Genomic DNA, 16,675 nt, shown 5'->3' on the forward strand with positions numbered 1-16,675 from the left:
CCGGCGGCGGTTGGTGCCCCCCCAATCGCCCCCCCCCCCCCGCCGCCCGCGCCCCGGGCGGATAACCCTATACGGCGCCGCCCGGCCTCCTTTTGCTGCCCCCGCGCTATACGAAACCGGGAGGCTTCCGGGAATCGCGCGGTGTCGGGCCGGATGGGAATTGAGCGGCGAAGAGTGCCGGGGAAATGTGCCGAGGAGAGCCGCGGCGGCCGTTCCGGATATCCCGGCTGCGCGGACCCTCGGCGGGTTTCTCCGCTCTTTCCCCGCCTCTCTCCCGTTGCGAGGGGGCAGGCGCGGGCGCACGCTCTCCTTGACGGAGGGAGTCAGCGATGACCCAGCAACCGCCGTCGGAGGTGGTCGACCGCCCGGTCGTCGGCTCGTACCCGACCTACGCCGGCGCCCAGCGCGCGGTGGACTTCCTGGCCGACAACAAGTTCCCGGTGGAGCACACGGCGATCATCGGCTCGGACCTCCGGATGGTCGAGACCGTGCTCGGGCGGCTGACCAGGGGCCGTGCGGCGCTCGCGGGCGCCGGTACGGGGGCGTGGTTCGGGCTGCTGATCGGGCTGCTGCTGTCCGTTTTCGCGGCGGGCGCCCACAACGTGATCGTGCTGCTGGTGAGCGGTCTGGTCTACGGCGCGGTGTTCGGCGCGATCTTCGGGTTCGTCGGGCACGCCATGACCGGAGGGCGGCGCGATTTCTCGTCCCGCAGCCAGATCGTGGCCGCGCGCTATGAGGTGGTGGCGGACGCCCAGGTCGCCGATGAGGCGAAGAACATGCTGGCCAGGCTGGCGCTGCGGGAGGGCTGAGCGGCTCCGGGGGGCTTTCGGGGGGTCCGCACACGTACTGACACAACACATCCCGACGGCGGCTCCGGAGCGGGCATGACTCACTCGGCGCGCCATGCGCCCGGTGAGATGCGCCCCGCGGCGTACAACGGCGACCCCGGGTCGTATAACGGCGACCCCGGGTCGTACGGCGGCGATCACGGCGGCCGTACGGCCGCCACCGGCTCCGGACCGCAGCGGGCCGCCCCTGCCCTGTCCGCCGAGGCAGGGCATGCCCCGGCCGTGCCCGAGACAAAGCCACGCGAACCCATGACCGGTATGGACATGGCCTCGCTGTGTGTCGCGGTGCTCGGCGTCTGGGTGCTCGGAGCGCTCTTGGGTGCCGTGCTCACTCGCCGGAGCGGTCCGCCGCTGAGGCTTCCCGTGGCGGCGCCCGTCGTCGCCCGGCCCGATCCTCCCTCGCCCGGCCCCGACCTCACTGCCCTGCCTGTTCTGCGGATATAGGCCGAACCGCGGGTAAAGCGCCGGTACGCCCATGGAACAGTCAACACTTGGCAAAAAGAGGTATATCGACATGACCGCATTCACGCGTGTCCCGCGTCGGCCGCTCCCCGCCGTCTCGCCCTCGTGGGCGCCGTCGCCGCCGGAGGGCTGCTGCTCGCCGGCTGTGGCGGGAACGACGACATGAAGGACATGGACCACACGAGCGCGAAGGAGTCCGCCACCTCCGAGGCGACCGCGAGCTCCGCTGCGGGAGCGTTCAACGACGCGGACGTCGGCTTCGCGCAGAGGATGATCCCGCACCATGAGCAGGCCCTGGAGATGGCCGGGCCGGCCGACGACCGGGCCTCGAACGCGCGGATCAAGAGCCTGGCGGGGCGGATCGAGAAGGCTCAGGACCCGGAGATCGTCACCCTGAAGTCCTGGCTCAAGGGCTGGGGCAAGCCGGAGAAGGCGTCGTCGGGCGGGATGCCCGGAATGGACCACGGTGCAAGCGGTAAGGGCGCTATGGGCGGAATGATGTCCGAGGAGGACATGCGGAAGCTCAAGGCCGCCAAGGGGCCCGCCTTCGACCGGGCCTTCGCGACCATGATGATCGACCATCACGAGGGCGCGATCGACATGGCGAAGGACGAGAAGAAGAACGGCCGTAACGCCAAGGCCAAGAAGCTCGCCGACGACGTCGTGAAGAACCAGTCCACCGAGGTCGCCACCTTGCGGACGCTGCTCGACCGGCTCTGAGCCGCGTCACACCCCGCCCCGGGTCTGCGTCCCTCCGTATGGCCCGCGGTGGGCCCTGGGGGCGGCTTGGGGCGCTACATCCCGGGGGCGCAGCCCAGCAGGGGAGGCAGTAGCGGTAAGCCCACCGCGACTGCCGCCGCCACGCCGCACAGCGCCGGATGCGGACGCCGCCGGGCATCCAGCATCCGCCGCAGCCGGACCACCGCGCCCGGTCCGCCCACGGCGAAGGCCCCGCCGGGGGCATGGGGGGCGTGGCCCGCCGCCATCGTGTAGAGGGCGGAGACGAGCGCCTGGCGCGGATGGCGGCGCAGCGCGCGGTCGTCCGCGGCCATCTCCAGCAGAAGCGCCGTCTGCGCCCTGGCCTCGCGCGCCAGCGGCAGCCACCGGAACACCCGGGCGAACGCCTCCGTGGCCGCCAGCGCCAGATGGTGGCGGCCCGCGATATGCGCGCGCTCATGCTCCAGTACGGACTCCAGCTGCGCGGGGGAGAGCAGCCGCAGCGCGCCCGCGCTCACCACGATCCGCGGCCTGCGGCCGGGCAGGCAGTAGGCCGCGGGCGTGTCATGGTCCAGCACGGTGGCGCGCAGCCGCGCCGAGCGCCGGCCGACCACGTCCAGAACGCCCCGGTGGCGGGCGCGGACGCGCCGGGCCCGCAGCACCTCATGGCCGAAGCAGACGAGCGGAACCAACGCCACCGAGGCCGGTGCGGCGATGGCCGGAACGCCGATCGGGCCCGTGCCCGGGATTCGGGCGTTCAGCGTCAACCCGCAGAACCGGAGCAAGCCGGACATTCCATTATGAAGATGCCAAGTTGGGGTGACGAGGTGATAAGTGGTCAGAGCGAGCGCGATGGTGAATGACAGGACCAACCCATGCCAAACGGCAACCGCCAGGGCGGGTGCACGATGCGGCCAGGCGCTACGCGCCAGCGCCCTGGGGGCCGCTGCGCCGACCACGGCGGCGTAGCAGGCCAGGGCGAGGGCGGCCGTCACGCCTTGGTCCGCCGCCCCGCGGTCCGCAGGGCCTTGCGCAGCGCGCTGACCTCATCGGGGCCCATCTGCTCGACGAAGTGGGTCAGGGCGGCGGAGCGGTCCTCGCTGGTGCCGAGGGCGTCCTCCATCAGCGCCGCGGTGTACTCCTCGCGGCTGCGGACCGGTGAGTACACCCACGCCCGGCCCTCCTTGGCGCGCAGCAGCCAGCCCTTGTTGTAGAGGATGGAGGCGACGGTCATCACCGTGGTATAGGCGACCGGACGGTGCTCGTTGATGTCGTCCACGATCTCCCGCACCGTCGTGGGACGCTGCCAAGCCCAGAGGCGGTCCATGATCTCCGCCTCGAGCTCCCCCAACCGTCGCATGGACGCTTCCTTCCGCCGTTAGTACGGAGGCCCATAGTAGAGACCCCTCGGCGGGGCCTCGCACGCGGCTGTCGAAAAATCCTCAACTCGCCCTGCCCGCGATAGGCTTGACGCCACGCGCATTCAAATCTGCACGGTTCGAGGGAAGGGAAGTCCGGGTGACTGGTCTCAACAAGGGGCTTCAGAAAATCGAGGTGGCGCTCAAGTGGGATCCGAGCCCCATCGGTGAGCCGCCCCATGATCTCGACATCGTGGCCGGGACGTACCGCGCCGCCGATCCGTACGGTGCGCCCGCGTACCTCGTCCACTTCGACAGCCGCTCACCGGACGGCACCATCAACCTCAACAGGGACAGCCGCACCGGTCAGGGCCTTGGCACCGACGAGTCCATGACTCTCGAGCTCGAACGGCTGTCGTCCGAATACGCGCGGGTGGTTGTCGGGATAACCATCCAGCAGGGCTCGGGGCGAAAGACGTTCGGGGATGTCCCGCACGCCAGTGTCCGGATTCTCGAGGGATACACCGAACTCATGACGAGTGACTTCACCGGTGTCTCAGAAGCCACTTCCGCCACGGTCGCGGTATTCACCCGGGACGACGCGGGGGAATGGGGAATTCAGAGCGTTATTCGTGGATTCGACGCGGATCCCGAGGGCTTTGGGCAGCTCATGGGCAAGGACTATTCCTGAGCGTCCGGGCGACGGCGTCCGGGCGACTTCCCGACAGCTTTCCGGGGGGCCGGGCCACCGGGGCCCGACGCGGCGCGGGGCCCGCACGATCGCCGTGCGGGCCCGCACTGATTCCGGACATCGGGTCAGATGTCGGACCCTGTGCCGATCTGTGGACGGTTCGGAGAGCGCGGCCCCCGGGTGAGGGTGTAGCCGCCCACCCCGGCGAGCGCCGCCAGCGCCGCGCCGATCACGGTCCACACCCAGCGGTCCGACCACCAGCCGGAGCCCCAGCCGTCCTCCGGCTCGGCGACCGCGTGCGGAATGTCCCCGCCCTTGTCGTCCGCGGAATCCGATGAGTCCGATGAGTCCGCGGAATCCGAGGAGGCGTCGCCCGTCGACTCGGAGTCCGACCCGGGGGCCGTCCCGGCCCGCAGTACCGGATTGAGCGGCGTCATGTCCCCGCCGTCGGCATGCGCCCCGCCCGCGTCCCGTACGGACGCCTCGACCTCGGCGTCGATCGGCAGCCCGAGGTCCTCGGCGGGCAGATCGACGACGGTGAGCCGCACGTAATACGCGCCCTGCAGAGGGTCGTTGGCCCAGCGCTCGGACCAGGACCGCACCTGGCGCAGGGTGCAGTTCACGGTGACCGTCCGGTCCTGCTGGGCCGCCCGGCGCGCCGGGGTGCCCGAGGCGCACGGCTGGTGGCGGCGCAGACCGTCGTAGACATCCAGCTGCCAGGTGGCGCTGCCGTGCCGGCTCGAGGCGTCGGGCAGCTTCAGCTCCGCCTCGACCTCGGGGACCTGCCCGGCGGCGGCCGGGAACACCCAGTACAGATAGTCGCCGGTGGAGGCCGCCGCGGTGGCCTGCTGGCCGGGCTTGAGCTCGGTGGCGGTACGGAAGCTCGTCCCCGCCTCGGTGGGCGCTTCCGTACCGCTCTTGCCGTCCGTGCCGTCCTTACTGTCCGCGGCGGCCGGTGCGGCGGCGGTCAGCCAGGCGGTGGCACACAGGGTGAGCGCGGCGCCCAGGGTACGCAGGGCTCGCATCAGTTGGACCTCCAGACGGTGACACGCCAGCGGGCCAGCCAGCCCCACAGCAACCCCACGAGCAACCCGCCCACGGTGAGCACACCCAGCAGCACCCAGCCGCGGCCCAGGCCGAAGGCGGCCACATCGGCGGGCGGATCGTCGTTGCCCACCACATCGACGGCGAGCTCCACCGGAAGGCCCGGAGCGCGCTTGACGGAGGCGGGCGCGGAGAAGGACTGGCTCAGCTCCACGCACACCGTTCGCGCCGTCTCGTCCTCGTCGTCGTCCACATCGGCGACCGGATAGCGCAGCCCGCTGGAGATGACGTCCGTACGGCCGCTGCCCGCCTCGCTGCCGCGCACCAGTTCCCGACCGCCCGGGGTCACCGCCCGCACCAGCACGCCGTAGTCCGGGTCGACGGCGCGGTCCACGGCCACGCTCGCCGAGGCCCGCAGCTCCTGACCGGGCGCCACCCGCATCCGGTACCAGCGGTGTTCCCCGAAGCTCTCCCGGTCGCTGTAGAGGCCGGAGCCCAGATACGGGGCCTTCGCGCACTGGGCGGCGCCCCGCACCGGCGTGGGCGTCTCCACGGGTGTGTCGGCGGAGCGCCGGACCAGCTGCTTGATACGGCTGGAGAGCTGGTCCCGGTGCTGGATCGCCGTGTACGTGCCACCGGTGGCCTCGGCGATGCAGCTGAGCTGCTCGCGGACCTTGCGGTCCAGCGTCAGCCCGAGCGTGTCGACGACCAGGTGGGTTCCCTGGGCGGCCAGTTCCCGGGCCACATCACACGGGTCCGGCAGACCGCAGGAGTCCTCGCCGTCCGTGATCAGCACGATCCGGCGGGTCCCCTCGCCGCCGGAGAGGTCCTTGGACGCGCCGCGCAGCGCGAGCCCGATGGGCGTCCAGCCGGTGGGGCGCAGCGTGGCGACGGCCGCCTTGGCCTCGGTGCGATCCACCTGGCCCACCGGGTAGAGCCGCTCGCTGTCCTGGCAGCCGGCCTTACGGTCCTTGCCGGGGTAATTGGCGCCGAGGGTGCGGATGCCCAGCCGCACCTCTTCGGGTGTGGCGTCCAGCACCTCGTTGAACGCCTGCTTCGCTGCCGCCATCCGGGTGTCGCCGTCGACGTCGCGGGCCCGCATGGAGCCGCTGACATCGAGTACCAGCTCGACCTTGGGGGAATCGGGAGCCGGTTCGCCGGCCATGGCGGCGGGAGGGGATATCAGGCCGCAGGCGAGGGCCGCGAGCAGCCCCAACGCGCCTGTCGCCAGACGTTTCTTTATGATCACCGGCGCATCCTATGGAGGATCGTCCGACTGATCCAAAAGCCCGGCCACCGCGGTCGGGGCATACCGCGCCGGGTGTACGGACGGTGTCCGGGTACTCCCCGGGGAGTGGACGAGAATCCGTCTGGTGTCAGCCGCGGCGTTTGCCTCCTCCTCTTAGGGTTTCAGACATGGATCTCCGAAAGACCCGGCCGAGGGGCCGGCGCCTGGCCGCCGCCGTTGCCGCCGCGGTCCTCCTCGCGGGCGCGGGCACCTGGGCGGTCGCCGCCTCCGGCGACCGGCCGGCCGTGCACCGCCAGGACCGCGTGCTGGACATGCCGGGCGCGCGCATCGACACCTCGTACTTCACCGCGGGCACCGGCCGCAGGCCCGCGGTCCTGCTCGGCCATGGCTTCGGCGGCAGCAAGGACGACGTACGCGACCACGCCGAGGAACTCGCCCGTGACGGATACGCCGTGCTGACCTGGTCGGCGCGTGGCTTCGGCAGATCCACGGGGAAGATCGGGCTCAATGACCCGGACCACGAGGTGGCCGATGTCCGGCGGCTGATCGACTGGCTGGCGAAACGTCCCGAGGTGCGGCTCGACCGTCAGGGCGACCCCCGGGTGGGTGTCGCCGGCGCCTCCTACGGCGGGGCGATCTCCCTGCTCGCCGCCGGATACGACCGCCGGGTGGACGCCATCGCGCCCGAGATCACCTACTGGAACCTCGCCGACGCGCTCTTCCCGAACGGCGTCTACAAGAAGCTCTGGGCCGGGCTGTTCTTCACCACCGGCTCGGCCGACCTCACCGGCGCCCAGGGCGGCCAGGGCGATACGAGCGGCGCGGGAGGCGCCGACGGGGGGATGGGCCCGGGAGGGCAGGGCGGCCAGGGAGGCGGAGGCGGCGGGACGGGCCAAGGAGCCCAGTCGGACCCGGGGGACACGAACGGCGGGGGAGAGGCCAGGACGGACCAGGGCCAGGGCTGCGGTCGCTTCGAGAAGCAGCTGTGCGAGATGTACGAGCGGGTCGCGGTCGCCGGAAAGCCCGACGCCGCCGCCCGCCGGCTGCTCGAGGCCCGCAGCCCGTCCGCCGTCGCCGGCCGGATCAAGGTCCCCACGCTGATCCTCCAGGGGCAGGCCGACTCCCTCTTCCCGCTCGGCAACGCCGACGCCATGGCGAAGGCGATCCGGGCCACCGGGGCGCCGGTCGCCGTCGACTGGACGGCCGGCGGACATGACGGCGGCGACCGCGAGACCTCGCGGGTGGCGGCCCGCACCGACGCCTGGTTCGACCGCTACCTCAAGGGCGACAAGGGCACCGACACCGGACCCGCCTTCCGGGTCAGCCGCACCGGCGGCATCGACACCACCAACGGCGCGGTCCAGCTGCGCGGCGCCACCGACGACCGCTACCCCGGCCTCGGCGACGGCATCCGGACGGTGGCGCTGCGCGGACGCGAGCAGTCGTTCGCCAACCCGCCCGGGGCGGGGCCGCCCTCCATCTCCACCGTGCCGGGCATCGCCGGACTGTCCCAGGCGTCCTCGCTCGGCGTCGGCCTCTCCCTCGACATCCCCGGCCAGTTCGCCCGGTTCGACTCGGCGCCGCTGGACCGGCCCCTGCGGATCACCGGATCGCCCGAGGTGAAGGTGCGGGTCAAGGCCGACACGGACGACGCCGTGCTCTTCGCCAAGGTCTACGACGTGGGGCCGGACGGACAACAGGTGCTGCCCGAGCAGCTGGTCGCGCCGCTGCGCGTCAACGGCGCCAAACAGGGCCGTACCGTCACCGTCCGGCTGCCCGCCGTGGACCACGAGCTCATCGCGGGCCACCGGCTGCGGCTCGTGCTCGCCTCCACCGACCTCGGCTACGCCTCCCCGAACGAGCCCGCCACCTACTCGGTCGGGCTCGCGGACGGCGGTCTGTCGGTGCCCACCGCACCCGGGGTGCACACCCAGCCCGCCCCGCTGCCCGCATGGGTGTGGGGGCTGCCGCTCGGCGCGGCCGTGGTGGCGCTCGCGCTGCTGCTGACCGGCAGGCGGCGTACGGCCACTCCGCCGCCCGACCCCGAACTGGCCGACGTACCCCTGCAGATCACCGGTCTGAGCAAGCGCTACGCCAAGTCCGCCGACCGCTACGCGGTGCGCGATCTGTCCTTCCGCGTCGAGAAGGGGCAGGTGCTCGGGCTCCTCGGGCCCAACGGCGCGGGCAAGACCACCACTTTGCGGATGCTGATGGGGCTCATCGCTCCCGACGACGGCGAGATCCGGGTCTTCGGCCAGGCCATCAGGCCCGGCGCGCCCGTGCTCTCCCGCGTGGGCGCCTTCGTCGAGGGGGCGGGCTTCCTGCCGCATCTGACCGGCAGCGCCAACCTCGAGCTGTACTGGCGGGCCACCGGCCGCCCCGCCGCCGACGCCCATATCGAGGAGGCCCTGGAGATCGCGGGCCTGGGCAGCGCGCTGGAGCGTGCCGTACGCACCTACTCCCAGGGCATGCGGCAGCGGCTGGCCATCGCCCAGGCCATGCTGGGTCTGCCCGATCTGCTGATCCTGGATGAACCGACCAACGGTCTCGACCCGCCGCAGATCCGCGAGATGCGCGAGGTGATGATCCGGTACGCCGCAGCGGGGCGCACGGTGATCGTTTCCAGCCATCTCCTGGCGGAGGTCGAGCAGTCCTGCACCCATCTGGTCGTGATGGACCGTGGCCGGCTGATTCAGGCGGGCGCGGTCGGCGAGATCACCGGTAACGGCGGCAGTGTGCTGGTGGGCCACGACGGCGAGCTGAGCGAGGCCCTGACGGGCAAGGTGGGCGCGCTGCCCGGGGTCCTCTCCGCCCGCCGCACCACCGACGGACTGCTCGTCCAGCTCGACGGGACCACCCCGGCGCGGCTGCTCGCCGAGCTGGTGCGGCTGGAGATCCCGGTGACCAGCTTCGGGCCCAACCGGCGCCTGGAAGACGCCTTCTTGACGTTGATCGGAGGAGGATCCGCGTGAGCTCCCTGTCCCAGGTCACCGAGGTCGCGCCCGGCTACCGGGCCGGCCACACCCTGCCGCTGCGGGTCGAGGCCGTACGGCAGCTGCGCCGTCGCCGGACCCTGGTGATGGGCCTGGTGCTGGCCTTGCTGCCGTTCGTCCTCGTGGTCGCGTTCGCCATCGGCGGCACCCCTGAGGGGCAGGAGAACCGGGTCACCCTGATGACCACGGCCACCGCCTCCGGCGCCAACCTCGCCGCCACCGCGCTGTTCGTCTCGGCCGCCTTTCTGCTGGTGGTGCCGGTCGCGCTGTTCTGCGGCGACACCGTGGCCTCCGAGGCCAGCTGGTCCTCGCTGCGCTATCTGCTGGCCGCGCCCGTGCCCCGGGCCAGGCTGCTGGTGAGCAAGCTGGCGGTGGCTCTGGCGTTCAGCGCGGCCGCCATGGTGCTGCTGCCGCTGGTCGCGCTCGCGGTGGGCACCGTGGCGTACGGCTGGGGGCCGTTGCGGATGCCCACGGGCGGTGAGCTGCCGGTCGGGGACGCCCTCGTCCGGCTGGCCCTCGTGGTGCTGTACATCTTCCTGTCCCAGCTGGTCACGGCCGCCCTGGCGTTCTGGCTCTCGACCGTCACGGACGCGCCGCTGGGCGCGGTGGGCGGCGCGGTGGGGCTCACCATCGTGGGCAATGTGCTGGACGCGGTCACCGCGCTCGGCTCCTGGCGCGACTTCCTGCCCGCGCACTGGCAGTTCGCGTGGGCGGACGCACTCCAGCCTCATATGGAGTGGGGCGGAATGGTGAAGGGCGTCTCGGTGTCCGTCGCGTACGCCCTGGTGCTCGTCGCGTTCGCCTTCCGCGGCTTCGGCCGCAAGGACGTGGTGTCCTAGCCCGGCTACGGCTACGGCTACGGCTACGGCCACGGCTCCTGCTCCTGACCTGGCTCCGGCTCCTGGTCCGGCCACGGCTGCCGGCCCGGCCACGGCTGCCGGCCCGGCCACGGCCGCCGGGCCGGGTCAGTAGTCCTTGAGGGTGTAGGAGTTGACCACCTCGTAGAAGCTGTCGTCGATATTGGTCGGGTTGGTGTCGGGCTCCTGCCCGGCCGATGCGTCCTGCGCCTGCTTCCGGGCCATGTTGTCCAGCGCGAGCTGCTGGTTGGCCGCCACATAGCCCCGCAGCTCGCGCTCGTAGGCGGCGAAGGCCGTGGTGTGGTCGCCGTCCGCGGCCCTGAGCTCGCCCGCCAGGACATAGGCGCCGACCACGGCCACGCTGGTGCTCTGCCCGGACGCCGGTGAGCCGCAATAACCGGCGTCGCCGACCAGGGCCACCCGGCCACGGGACCAGGAATCCATACGGATCTGGGCCGCCGCGTCGAAGTGGAAGTCAGGCGCCCCCCACATGTACTCCAGCAGCCGTGGCATCTCCCAGCGCGCGTGCCGGTACCGCTCGGCCACCAGCCGCTTCTGCTCCGAGACGGACCGGGAGCCGAGGAACGTGGCGGGCGGTTCGTCCGAGTCGATGCCGATGTAGACCCGGGCCTCGGTGTTGTCGCGGACACTCATCAGCATGCCGCCCCAGACGTCCCCGGCCATCTGGTAGATGACCTCCCAGCGGTCGAGGCCCAGATAGTTCGGCACCGTCCACACGCCCAGATAGCCCCCCAGATGGCGGAGGAAGTCCTCCTCCGGGCCGAAGACCAGCGCCCGGGTGGAGGAGTGCACCCCGTCGGCCGCCACCACGATGTCGAAGGCGCGCGCACCGCCCCGGTGGAAGGTGACCGCCACCTCGTCGGGCCCTTGGACGAGCGAGGCGATCGAATCGTTGAAGAGATACTCGATCCCGTCGCCGCCCGCGGCCATCAGCACCGAGGACAGATCGTCCCGCAGGATCTCGATGTCGGAGCTGTTGAGATCTCCGCCACTCGCGGTCCGCTCGGTGGTGCTGAACAGCTCCTTTCCGTCGTCGTCGACCATCGACATGCCGCGCAGCGCGGTGCGGCGCGCCCGGACCTCCTCCAGCACGCCCATCCGCTCGCACACTTCGAGCGCCGGACCCCGCACGTCGATCGCCTGCCCGCCCGGGCGCGGGCGCGCGGCGCGCTCCACGACGGTGACCTGGAAGCCATAACGATCCAGCCAGTAGGCGAGCGCGGGCCCGGCGATACTGGCCCCGGAAATCAGAACCCGTGCATTCCGCATGGTGTTGTCCCTTCCGAATTCAACCACCGAATGTGGTGCCTCGAAAAAGTCTGACCGGAGCCACCGACACCGCACCGACGCGGCGCCGACGCCGGGCCGATGACGCGCCGACGAGCCGCCGACGCGGTACCGAGAGGGCGCCGAAACCCCCGTGTCGAGGGGAAGTTGGGCATGGCCGGGGTCGATCGGTGACGAACGGAACTCTCTCATCGGTTAATGAGAGTGTTACTTCGATGTGTTGTGTGGTTCCGTAGTGATCGATGAGACTGGGGATTCCGACCGGTCAGCCCAAAAGATCGGTCGCCCCGCACTGGTGATGTTCGGTCCGCCCCCCACGATCCGAACAGGATGGGACCTAATGCGCAATTCGCTGGAGCACGCCCGCGTGATCCCCGCCGCCGTCGTGCCCGTCTGTCCGAGACCCCGCCGGAGATCTCACCTCTCCCCGCGTGGATCGGCCACGGTCGCGGCGTAGCCGCCTCTCACCACTCACCGAACGGCGGATCGCCCCGGCCTTCCCGGCGACGCCGTCCTCCGGCCTGCCCGTAGGCGCCTGCCCCTGTGCACGCACATGCCTGCGGGCCACGTGGTCTGCCATGACCACGTGGTCTGTCGTGACCAGGTGCTCTGTCATGACTCCGGCCGGAACGTCCGCGTGCCCACGGCCCGTTCGGTGACGCACCCCCCACGAAAGGAACCCCTCAGGTGCTTACTTCGCACCACCCACGATCACGCGAACCCCAGCAACCCGTGCCCGCCGCTCGCGGCGACGTGGCGGGACAGAGCGGGCATGTGCTGGCGGTTGGCGAACCGGGCCCCAGGCTCGACCGGCTGACCCGGACACTCGTCTCCACCGGGCATGAGGTGAGCCATGCGGAGCCCGGCGATGTCAGCCGACAGATGCGGCACACCCCGCCGGACGCGATCGTCGCCCTGGACGATGCCGACGACGGACTGGACCTGATACGCGAGGTCCGCGCCGTCCCCGCGGGACGGGCGCTCCCCCTGCTGATGGTCACCTCCGACCCCGGCCCCACCGGTGTCGCCGACATGCTGCGCGGCGGCGCCGACGACTGCGTGGCGGAGACCTCCGACCCCGTCGAGCTCTCCGCCCGGATCGAGGCCAAGCTGCGCCGGGTCCCGGTCCCCGTCGAGAATCTGCTGCTCGACCCGCGCACCGGCCTGTACTCCCAGCCCCACTTCCTGGGCGAGCTCGACCGGGAGCTCAAGCGGGTCGACGACAGCCGCACCGGTGGCGTCGTCGCCATGGTCGGCGTGGCCGAGATCGCCGCCCTCGAGGCCCGGTTAGGGCCGCGGGTGCGCCGTGAGGTCGCCGAACGTCTCGCGGGAGTGGCCGAGAAGCTGGGCGGCGTCTGCGACCGGCTCGGCTGGGACGACGAAGGCCATCTGCTGATGCTGATGCCCGGTGTGGACGAGGACACCGCGCGCCGCGAACTGCAGAACTTCGCCAACGCCGTGGCCGGGACCCGCTTCGTGGTGGCCGATGAGAACGTGCGGCTGACCCCGGCGATCGGCTGGACCCCGCTGGCCGACTGCGCGGACCGCGGCCAAGCCGTCGCCAACGCCCGGAACGCGGTCGAGGAGTCGATCCGCCACCGGGATCTGCGGCCGGTCAAGTACGCGGCGTGGATGCGCGGCACCCACCGGCGCGGCCGCCGTACCCTCGCCACCGCGCTCCGCACCCTGCTGTCGGCGCTCTCGCCCGTCCTGGTGCTCCTCTTCGGGGTGGGCATCCCGTTCGTCTTCTACCAGCAGATGTACGAGCTGGGCTGGGACGTGGGCTCGGCCGCGTACTGGGTCGTGGTGTCCGGCCTGGTGCTCTCCGCCGTGCTGATCGTGCTGGAGTGCCTCTTCTCGCTCGACGCCAAACCCCGGCCGGAACGGCCCGCGCAGCCGTATCCACCGGCCAGCGCCGTCATCGCCGCGTATCTGCCCAATGAGGCCGCGACCATCGTCGACACCATCGAGTCCTTCCTGCGCCTGGACTACCCCAACGAGCTGGAGATCGTGCTCGCGTACAACACGCCGCACCCCATGCCCGTCGAGGAGACCCTGCGCGAGATGGCCCGCCGCGACCCGCGGCTGGTGCTGATGCCGGTGACGGGGAGCACCTCCAAGGCGCAGAACGTCAACGCCGCGGTCACCCGGGTGCGCGGTGAGTTCGTCGGCATCTTCGACGCGGACCACCACCCGGTGCCCGACGCCTTCCAGCACGCCTGGCACTGGCTGTCCAATGGCTATGACGTGGTCCAGGGCCACTGTGTGATCCGCAACGGCGAGAGCTCCTGGGTCTCCAAGCTGGTGGGCGTGGAGTTCGAGGCCATCTACGCCGTCAGCCACCCCGGCCGGACCCGGCTCTACACCTTCGGTGTCTTCGGCGGCTCCAACGGCTTCTGGCGCACCGATCTGCTCGCCCGGACCCGGATGCACGGCACGATGCTCACCGAGGACATCGACTCCACGATGCGCGCCCTGCACGAGGGCGCCCGGATCGCCACCGACCGCACGCTCATCTCGCGCGAACTGGCGCCCACCACCCTCAAGGCGCTGTGGAACCAGCGGTCGCGCTGGGCCCAGGGCTGGCTCCAGGTGTCGCTGAAGTACCTGTGGCGGGGCTTGCGTTCCCCGGCCTTCACCACCCGCCAGAAGGCGGGGCTGCTGGTGCTGCTGGGGTGGCGGGAGATCCAGCCGTGGCTGACCCTGCAGATCCTGCCGGTGCTGCTGTACTCGGCGTGGCGCGCCGGGGGAGTGGACCATCTCGACTGGGCGGTGCCGGTCTGCCTGCTGGCCACCCTGTTCACGCTGTCCGCCGGGCTGGTGCAGGCGCTGTTCGCATGGCGGCTCGCGGTGCCCGAACTGCGCCGCCGCAGGGCGTGGTTCTGGCGGTATCTGCTGGTGTCCACCGTCTTCTACAGCCACTTCAAGAACATCGTGGCCCGTCAGTCGCTCCTCAAGGAGGTGCTGCGGGACCGCCAGTGGCGGGTCACCCCGCGCCCCGGTGACAAGGCGGTGAAGCGGACATGAGCACGGTGTCCACGGCCATCGCGCCCACCACCGCCCCCCGGGCGGTCAACGGCACGCCCGCCAAGGGCGCGCCCTCGCGGAACCGGATGAGCCAGGAGATCCAGGGCTTCCGTGGAATGGCGGCGCTTCTCACGGTCGTCTTCCACGTCTGGCAGCAGTACTACACCTACGACCGGGACGGCGCCCACTCACCGGTGCCCAACCGGTACGCGAACGCGCTGGTGTCGCTGGAGGTCATCGACCTCTTCTTCGTCCTCTCCGCGTATCTGCTGACGCTGTCCTACGCACGGGCGGCGATCGACGGGGGCTCCACCCGCCCCGGCCGGGTGTTCCTCTTCCGGCGGGCCATCCGGATCGTCCCGCTGTACTTCCTGGCGGTGACGTTCGTCTGGGCCACCCGCAATCCCACCCTGCCCGGCGAGTGGTCCGATCTGCTGCACCACCTCACCTTCACCCAGGTCTTCGACCAGGAGCAGATCTTCTACACCATCGGCCCCACCTGGTCGTTGTCGCTGGAAATCATGTTCTATGTGGCGCTGGTGGGGCTCGGCCCGCTGGCCGTCCGCGCCTGCCGTCCGCTGCGCCGGAGGGCCTCCCGGGTGGCGGTGTGCGCCGTGGGATGCGCCCTGCTGTACATCGGGCCGTTCATCTGGATCGCGGTCGCCCGCTACGGGCTGGACATCCCGCACACCGAATGGCCGGTGTACTTCGGACCGCAGGCCCGCTTCGGGGGGTTCGCGGCGGGCATGGGCCTCGCCGTGGCGATGATCGCCCTCGGCGACCGCGGACGGCTCGACGCGAAGGTGGCGATCCCGCTGCGGGCGGCCGCCCTCGTAGGGCTGTACATGCTGTCCTACTCCGGTACGGAGGCGGAGGACTTCCCCACCACCTTCTACCATCCGCTGTCCGCCCTGCTGTGGATCCTGCTGCTGTACAGCACCATCCATGTGCGGCGGCAGGGGCGGTGGCACTCATGGCTCACGGCCCGCTGGCTCACCGGTGTCGGCCTCGCCAGCTACAGCCTCTTCGTCTGGCATGAGCCGATCATGCTGGGCCTGTACAACGCGGGGCTGCTGCCGCCCGACGGCCAGTCGGGCTTCCCGCTGGCCGTGGTCATCGTGCTGGTGGTGGCCGTGGCCGCCGCCGCGGTGAGCTACTGGGCCATCGAGTACCCGGCGAGCCTGCTCGGGAAGCTCAAGGACGGCAAGGGCCGTTCGCGCGACTTCTATCCGGAGGCCGCGCGCTAGCCAGGAACACGCGTTCCCCGGTGCACGGGTGGCCGTACACCGGGGGACGGTGGCTATCATCTGGCTGGTTCTTTACTCTGTAATACGTGTGCGTCGGACATCAGTTCCGCTGGGAATCGGGCTTCCGGGGCACCCCACCCAACCCATGCCATAACGGGGAGACCAGCGAAAATGGGTCGACACAGCCGACCGACCGCCGCACAGCAGGCGCGTACCACGACGCTCAAGGCGGCCACCGCCCTCGGAGTGGCCGGAACCATAGCCTTCGGCCTCCACTCGACGGTCGGCGGTGACAAGTCCGTCGAGGCCCGCTCCGATGTGAACTCACAGCAGGCGCAGATGCCGGACGACGTCGAGCCCACCGCTGATCACTCGCCCTCGCAGAGCCATGTCTCGCCCAGCGAGTCCGCGAAGCCGAAGCTGATCTCCGACCACACCGACGCCGCCACCCCCGGTGGCGGCGGTTCGGACCGGAGCGCCGGCACACCGCGGCACGCCGCCCCGGCCACCCCGGACGCGGCCCCCTCCAAGGCCGCGCCCACCATGGCGCCCACCGCCCCCGCGCAGCGGGACGACCAGGTGCCCTCCTCGCCCTCCTCACCGAGCGAGACGACCCCGAGCGCCGACCCGACCACCCCGTCGCAGCAGCCCAGCCAGCCGTCGCAGACCCCCGGCCAGGGCGGCCACCAGGGCAAGGGCCTGGTGGGCGGACTGGTGGACGGTGTCGGCGACACCCTGGACGGGGTGCTCGGCGGGGTCGGCGGTGTGCTCGGCGGCTAGGGTCCTTCTGACGGATCTCCGCGGCGTCGCGGCGCCCTGCACGCTCCCCCAGCTACCGCTGGGAGGTGCCCCCTGACGCCGCTCCTTCCTCCAC

At 71.4% G+C, this 16,675-nt stretch carries 14 protein-coding genes; 9 read left to right on the top strand and 5 right to left on the bottom strand.

Annotated elements, in window-relative coordinates; genetic code table 11:
* The first annotated feature begins 329 nt into the window (after window positions 1–329).
* The 3 genes from ACFXB5_RS45340 (at window position 330) to ACFXB5_RS45350 (ending at window position 2,030) form a co-directional block, all read left to right on the top strand.
* Window positions 330–809, top strand: a complete 480-nt coding sequence (locus tag ACFXB5_RS45340) for a general stress protein (RefSeq protein ID WP_385219773.1) — start codon at window positions 330–332, stop codon at window positions 807–809.
* A 75-nt stretch (window positions 810–884) separates the two neighbouring features.
* Window positions 885–1,292, top strand: a complete 408-nt coding sequence (locus tag ACFXB5_RS45345; protein ID WP_385219775.1) for a hypothetical protein — start codon at window positions 885–887, stop codon at window positions 1,290–1,292.
* A gap of 123 nt (window positions 1,293–1,415) precedes the next feature.
* Window positions 1,416–2,030: a DUF305 domain-containing protein gene (locus ACFXB5_RS45350; RefSeq protein WP_385219777.1), complete on the top strand. Its 615-nt coding sequence runs from the start codon at window positions 1,416–1,418 to the stop codon at window positions 2,028–2,030.
* Between the two features lie 74 nt (window positions 2,031–2,104).
* Here the strand turns inward: ACFXB5_RS45350 and ACFXB5_RS45355 are convergent, their stop codons facing one another.
* Both ACFXB5_RS45355 and ACFXB5_RS45360 read right to left on the bottom strand, forming a co-directional pair.
* Window positions 2,105–2,821 (bottom strand): M56 family metallopeptidase, encoded by a 717-nt coding sequence (locus ACFXB5_RS45355; protein ID WP_385219779.1) that lies wholly within the window; start codon window positions 2,819–2,821, stop codon window positions 2,105–2,107.
* Window positions 2,822–3,018: 197 nt separating this feature from the next.
* A complete protein-coding gene (locus tag ACFXB5_RS45360; RefSeq protein WP_201847755.1) occupies window positions 3,019–3,387 on the bottom strand; it encodes a BlaI/MecI/CopY family transcriptional regulator in 369 nt (122 codons plus the stop codon).
* 107 nt (window positions 3,388–3,494) lie between these two features.
* Here ACFXB5_RS45360 and ACFXB5_RS45365 point away from each other — a divergent pair, with 107 nt between their 5' ends.
* The gene (locus ACFXB5_RS45365) at window positions 3,495–4,076 is read left to right on the top strand and encodes a TerD family protein (RefSeq protein WP_385219780.1); all 582 of its coding nucleotides are present in this window, start codon (window positions 3,495–3,497) and stop codon (window positions 4,074–4,076) included.
* A 125-nt stretch (window positions 4,077–4,201) separates the two neighbouring features.
* Here ACFXB5_RS45365 and ACFXB5_RS45370 read toward each other — a convergent pair whose 3' ends face one another.
* Both ACFXB5_RS45370 and ACFXB5_RS45375 read right to left on the bottom strand, forming a co-directional pair.
* Window positions 4,202–5,101: a hypothetical protein gene (locus ACFXB5_RS45370; protein WP_385219781.1), complete on the bottom strand. Its 900-nt coding sequence runs from the start codon at window positions 5,099–5,101 to the stop codon at window positions 4,202–4,204.
* On the bottom strand, window positions 5,101–6,369 hold the full coding sequence (locus tag ACFXB5_RS45375) for a VWA domain-containing protein (protein ID WP_385219783.1): 1,269 nt from the start codon (window positions 6,367–6,369) through the stop codon (window positions 5,101–5,103). Before ACFXB5_RS45375 ends, ACFXB5_RS45370 begins: the two co-directional genes overlap by 1 nt.
* A gap of 167 nt (window positions 6,370–6,536) precedes the next feature.
* On the opposite strand from ACFXB5_RS45375, the gene ACFXB5_RS45380 reads away from it, so the two are divergent.
* Window positions 6,537–9,341, top strand: a complete 2,805-nt coding sequence (locus ACFXB5_RS45380) for an alpha/beta fold hydrolase (RefSeq protein ID WP_385219785.1) — start codon at window positions 6,537–6,539, stop codon at window positions 9,339–9,341.
* Between the two features lie 5 nt (window positions 9,342–9,346).
* Entirely contained in the window at window positions 9,347–10,201 is an 855-nt protein-coding gene (locus ACFXB5_RS45385; protein WP_385219793.1) for an ABC transporter permease, read from the top strand.
* Window positions 10,202–10,327: 126 nt separating this feature from the next.
* Here ACFXB5_RS45385 and ACFXB5_RS45390 read toward each other — a convergent pair whose 3' ends face one another.
* The gene (locus ACFXB5_RS45390; RefSeq protein WP_385219786.1) at window positions 10,328–11,509 is read right to left on the bottom strand and encodes an FAD-dependent monooxygenase; all 1,182 of its coding nucleotides are present in this window, start codon (window positions 11,507–11,509) and stop codon (window positions 10,328–10,330) included.
* A gap of 750 nt (window positions 11,510–12,259) precedes the next feature.
* Here ACFXB5_RS45390 and ACFXB5_RS45395 point away from each other — a divergent pair.
* The 3 genes from ACFXB5_RS45395 to ACFXB5_RS45405 all read left to right on the top strand — a co-directional run bounded on the left by ACFXB5_RS45395 (window position 12,260) and on the right by ACFXB5_RS45405 (window position 16,581).
* The gene (locus ACFXB5_RS45395) at window positions 12,260–14,554 is read left to right on the top strand and encodes a glycosyltransferase (protein ID WP_385219788.1); all 2,295 of its coding nucleotides are present in this window, start codon (window positions 12,260–12,262) and stop codon (window positions 14,552–14,554) included.
* Complete coding sequence (locus ACFXB5_RS45400) at window positions 14,551–15,801, top strand: acyltransferase family protein (RefSeq protein ID WP_385219790.1); 1,251 nt, start codon at window positions 14,551–14,553, stop codon at window positions 15,799–15,801. Before ACFXB5_RS45395 ends, ACFXB5_RS45400 begins: the two co-directional genes overlap by 4 nt.
* 171 nt (window positions 15,802–15,972) lie before the next feature.
* Entirely contained in the window at window positions 15,973–16,581 is a 609-nt protein-coding gene (locus ACFXB5_RS45405) for an extensin (protein ID WP_385219791.1), read from the top strand.
* Window positions 16,582–16,675 lie beyond the last annotated feature (94 nt).

This window comes from Streptomyces sp. NPDC059455 (assembly GCF_042750115.1).
Lineage (GTDB): Bacteria > Actinomycetota > Actinomycetes > Streptomycetales > Streptomycetaceae > Streptomyces > Streptomyces endocoffeicus.

What these genes read in the sequence shown, in the direction of transcription:
- ACFXB5_RS45370 (WP_385219781.1), bottom strand. Translation starts at nt 5,101, where the DNA reads ATGCGAGCCCTGCGTACCCTGGGCGCCGCGCTCACCCTGTGTGCCACC.
- ACFXB5_RS45345 (WP_385219775.1), top strand. Translation starts at nt 885, where the DNA reads ATGACTCACTCGGCGCGCCATGCGCCCGGTGAGATGCGCCCCGCGGCG.
- ACFXB5_RS45380 (WP_385219785.1), top strand. Translation starts at nt 6,537, where the DNA reads ATGGATCTCCGAAAGACCCGGCCGAGGGGCCGGCGCCTGGCCGCCGCC.
- ACFXB5_RS45340 (WP_385219773.1), top strand. Translation starts at nt 330, where the DNA reads ATGACCCAGCAACCGCCGTCGGAGGTGGTCGACCGCCCGGTCGTCGGC.
- ACFXB5_RS45400 (WP_385219790.1), top strand. Translation starts at nt 14,551, where the DNA reads ATGAGCACGGTGTCCACGGCCATCGCGCCCACCACCGCCCCCCGGGCG.
- ACFXB5_RS45355 (WP_385219779.1), bottom strand. Translation starts at nt 2,821, where the DNA reads ATGTCCGGCTTGCTCCGGTTCTGCGGGTTGACGCTGAACGCCCGAATC.
- ACFXB5_RS45360 (WP_201847755.1), bottom strand. Translation starts at nt 3,387, where the DNA reads ATGCGACGGTTGGGGGAGCTCGAGGCGGAGATCATGGACCGCCTCTGG.
- ACFXB5_RS45405 (WP_385219791.1), top strand. Translation starts at nt 15,973, where the DNA reads ATGGGTCGACACAGCCGACCGACCGCCGCACAGCAGGCGCGTACCACG.
- ACFXB5_RS45390 (WP_385219786.1), bottom strand. Translation starts at nt 11,509, where the DNA reads ATGCGGAATGCACGGGTTCTGATTTCCGGGGCCAGTATCGCCGGGCCC.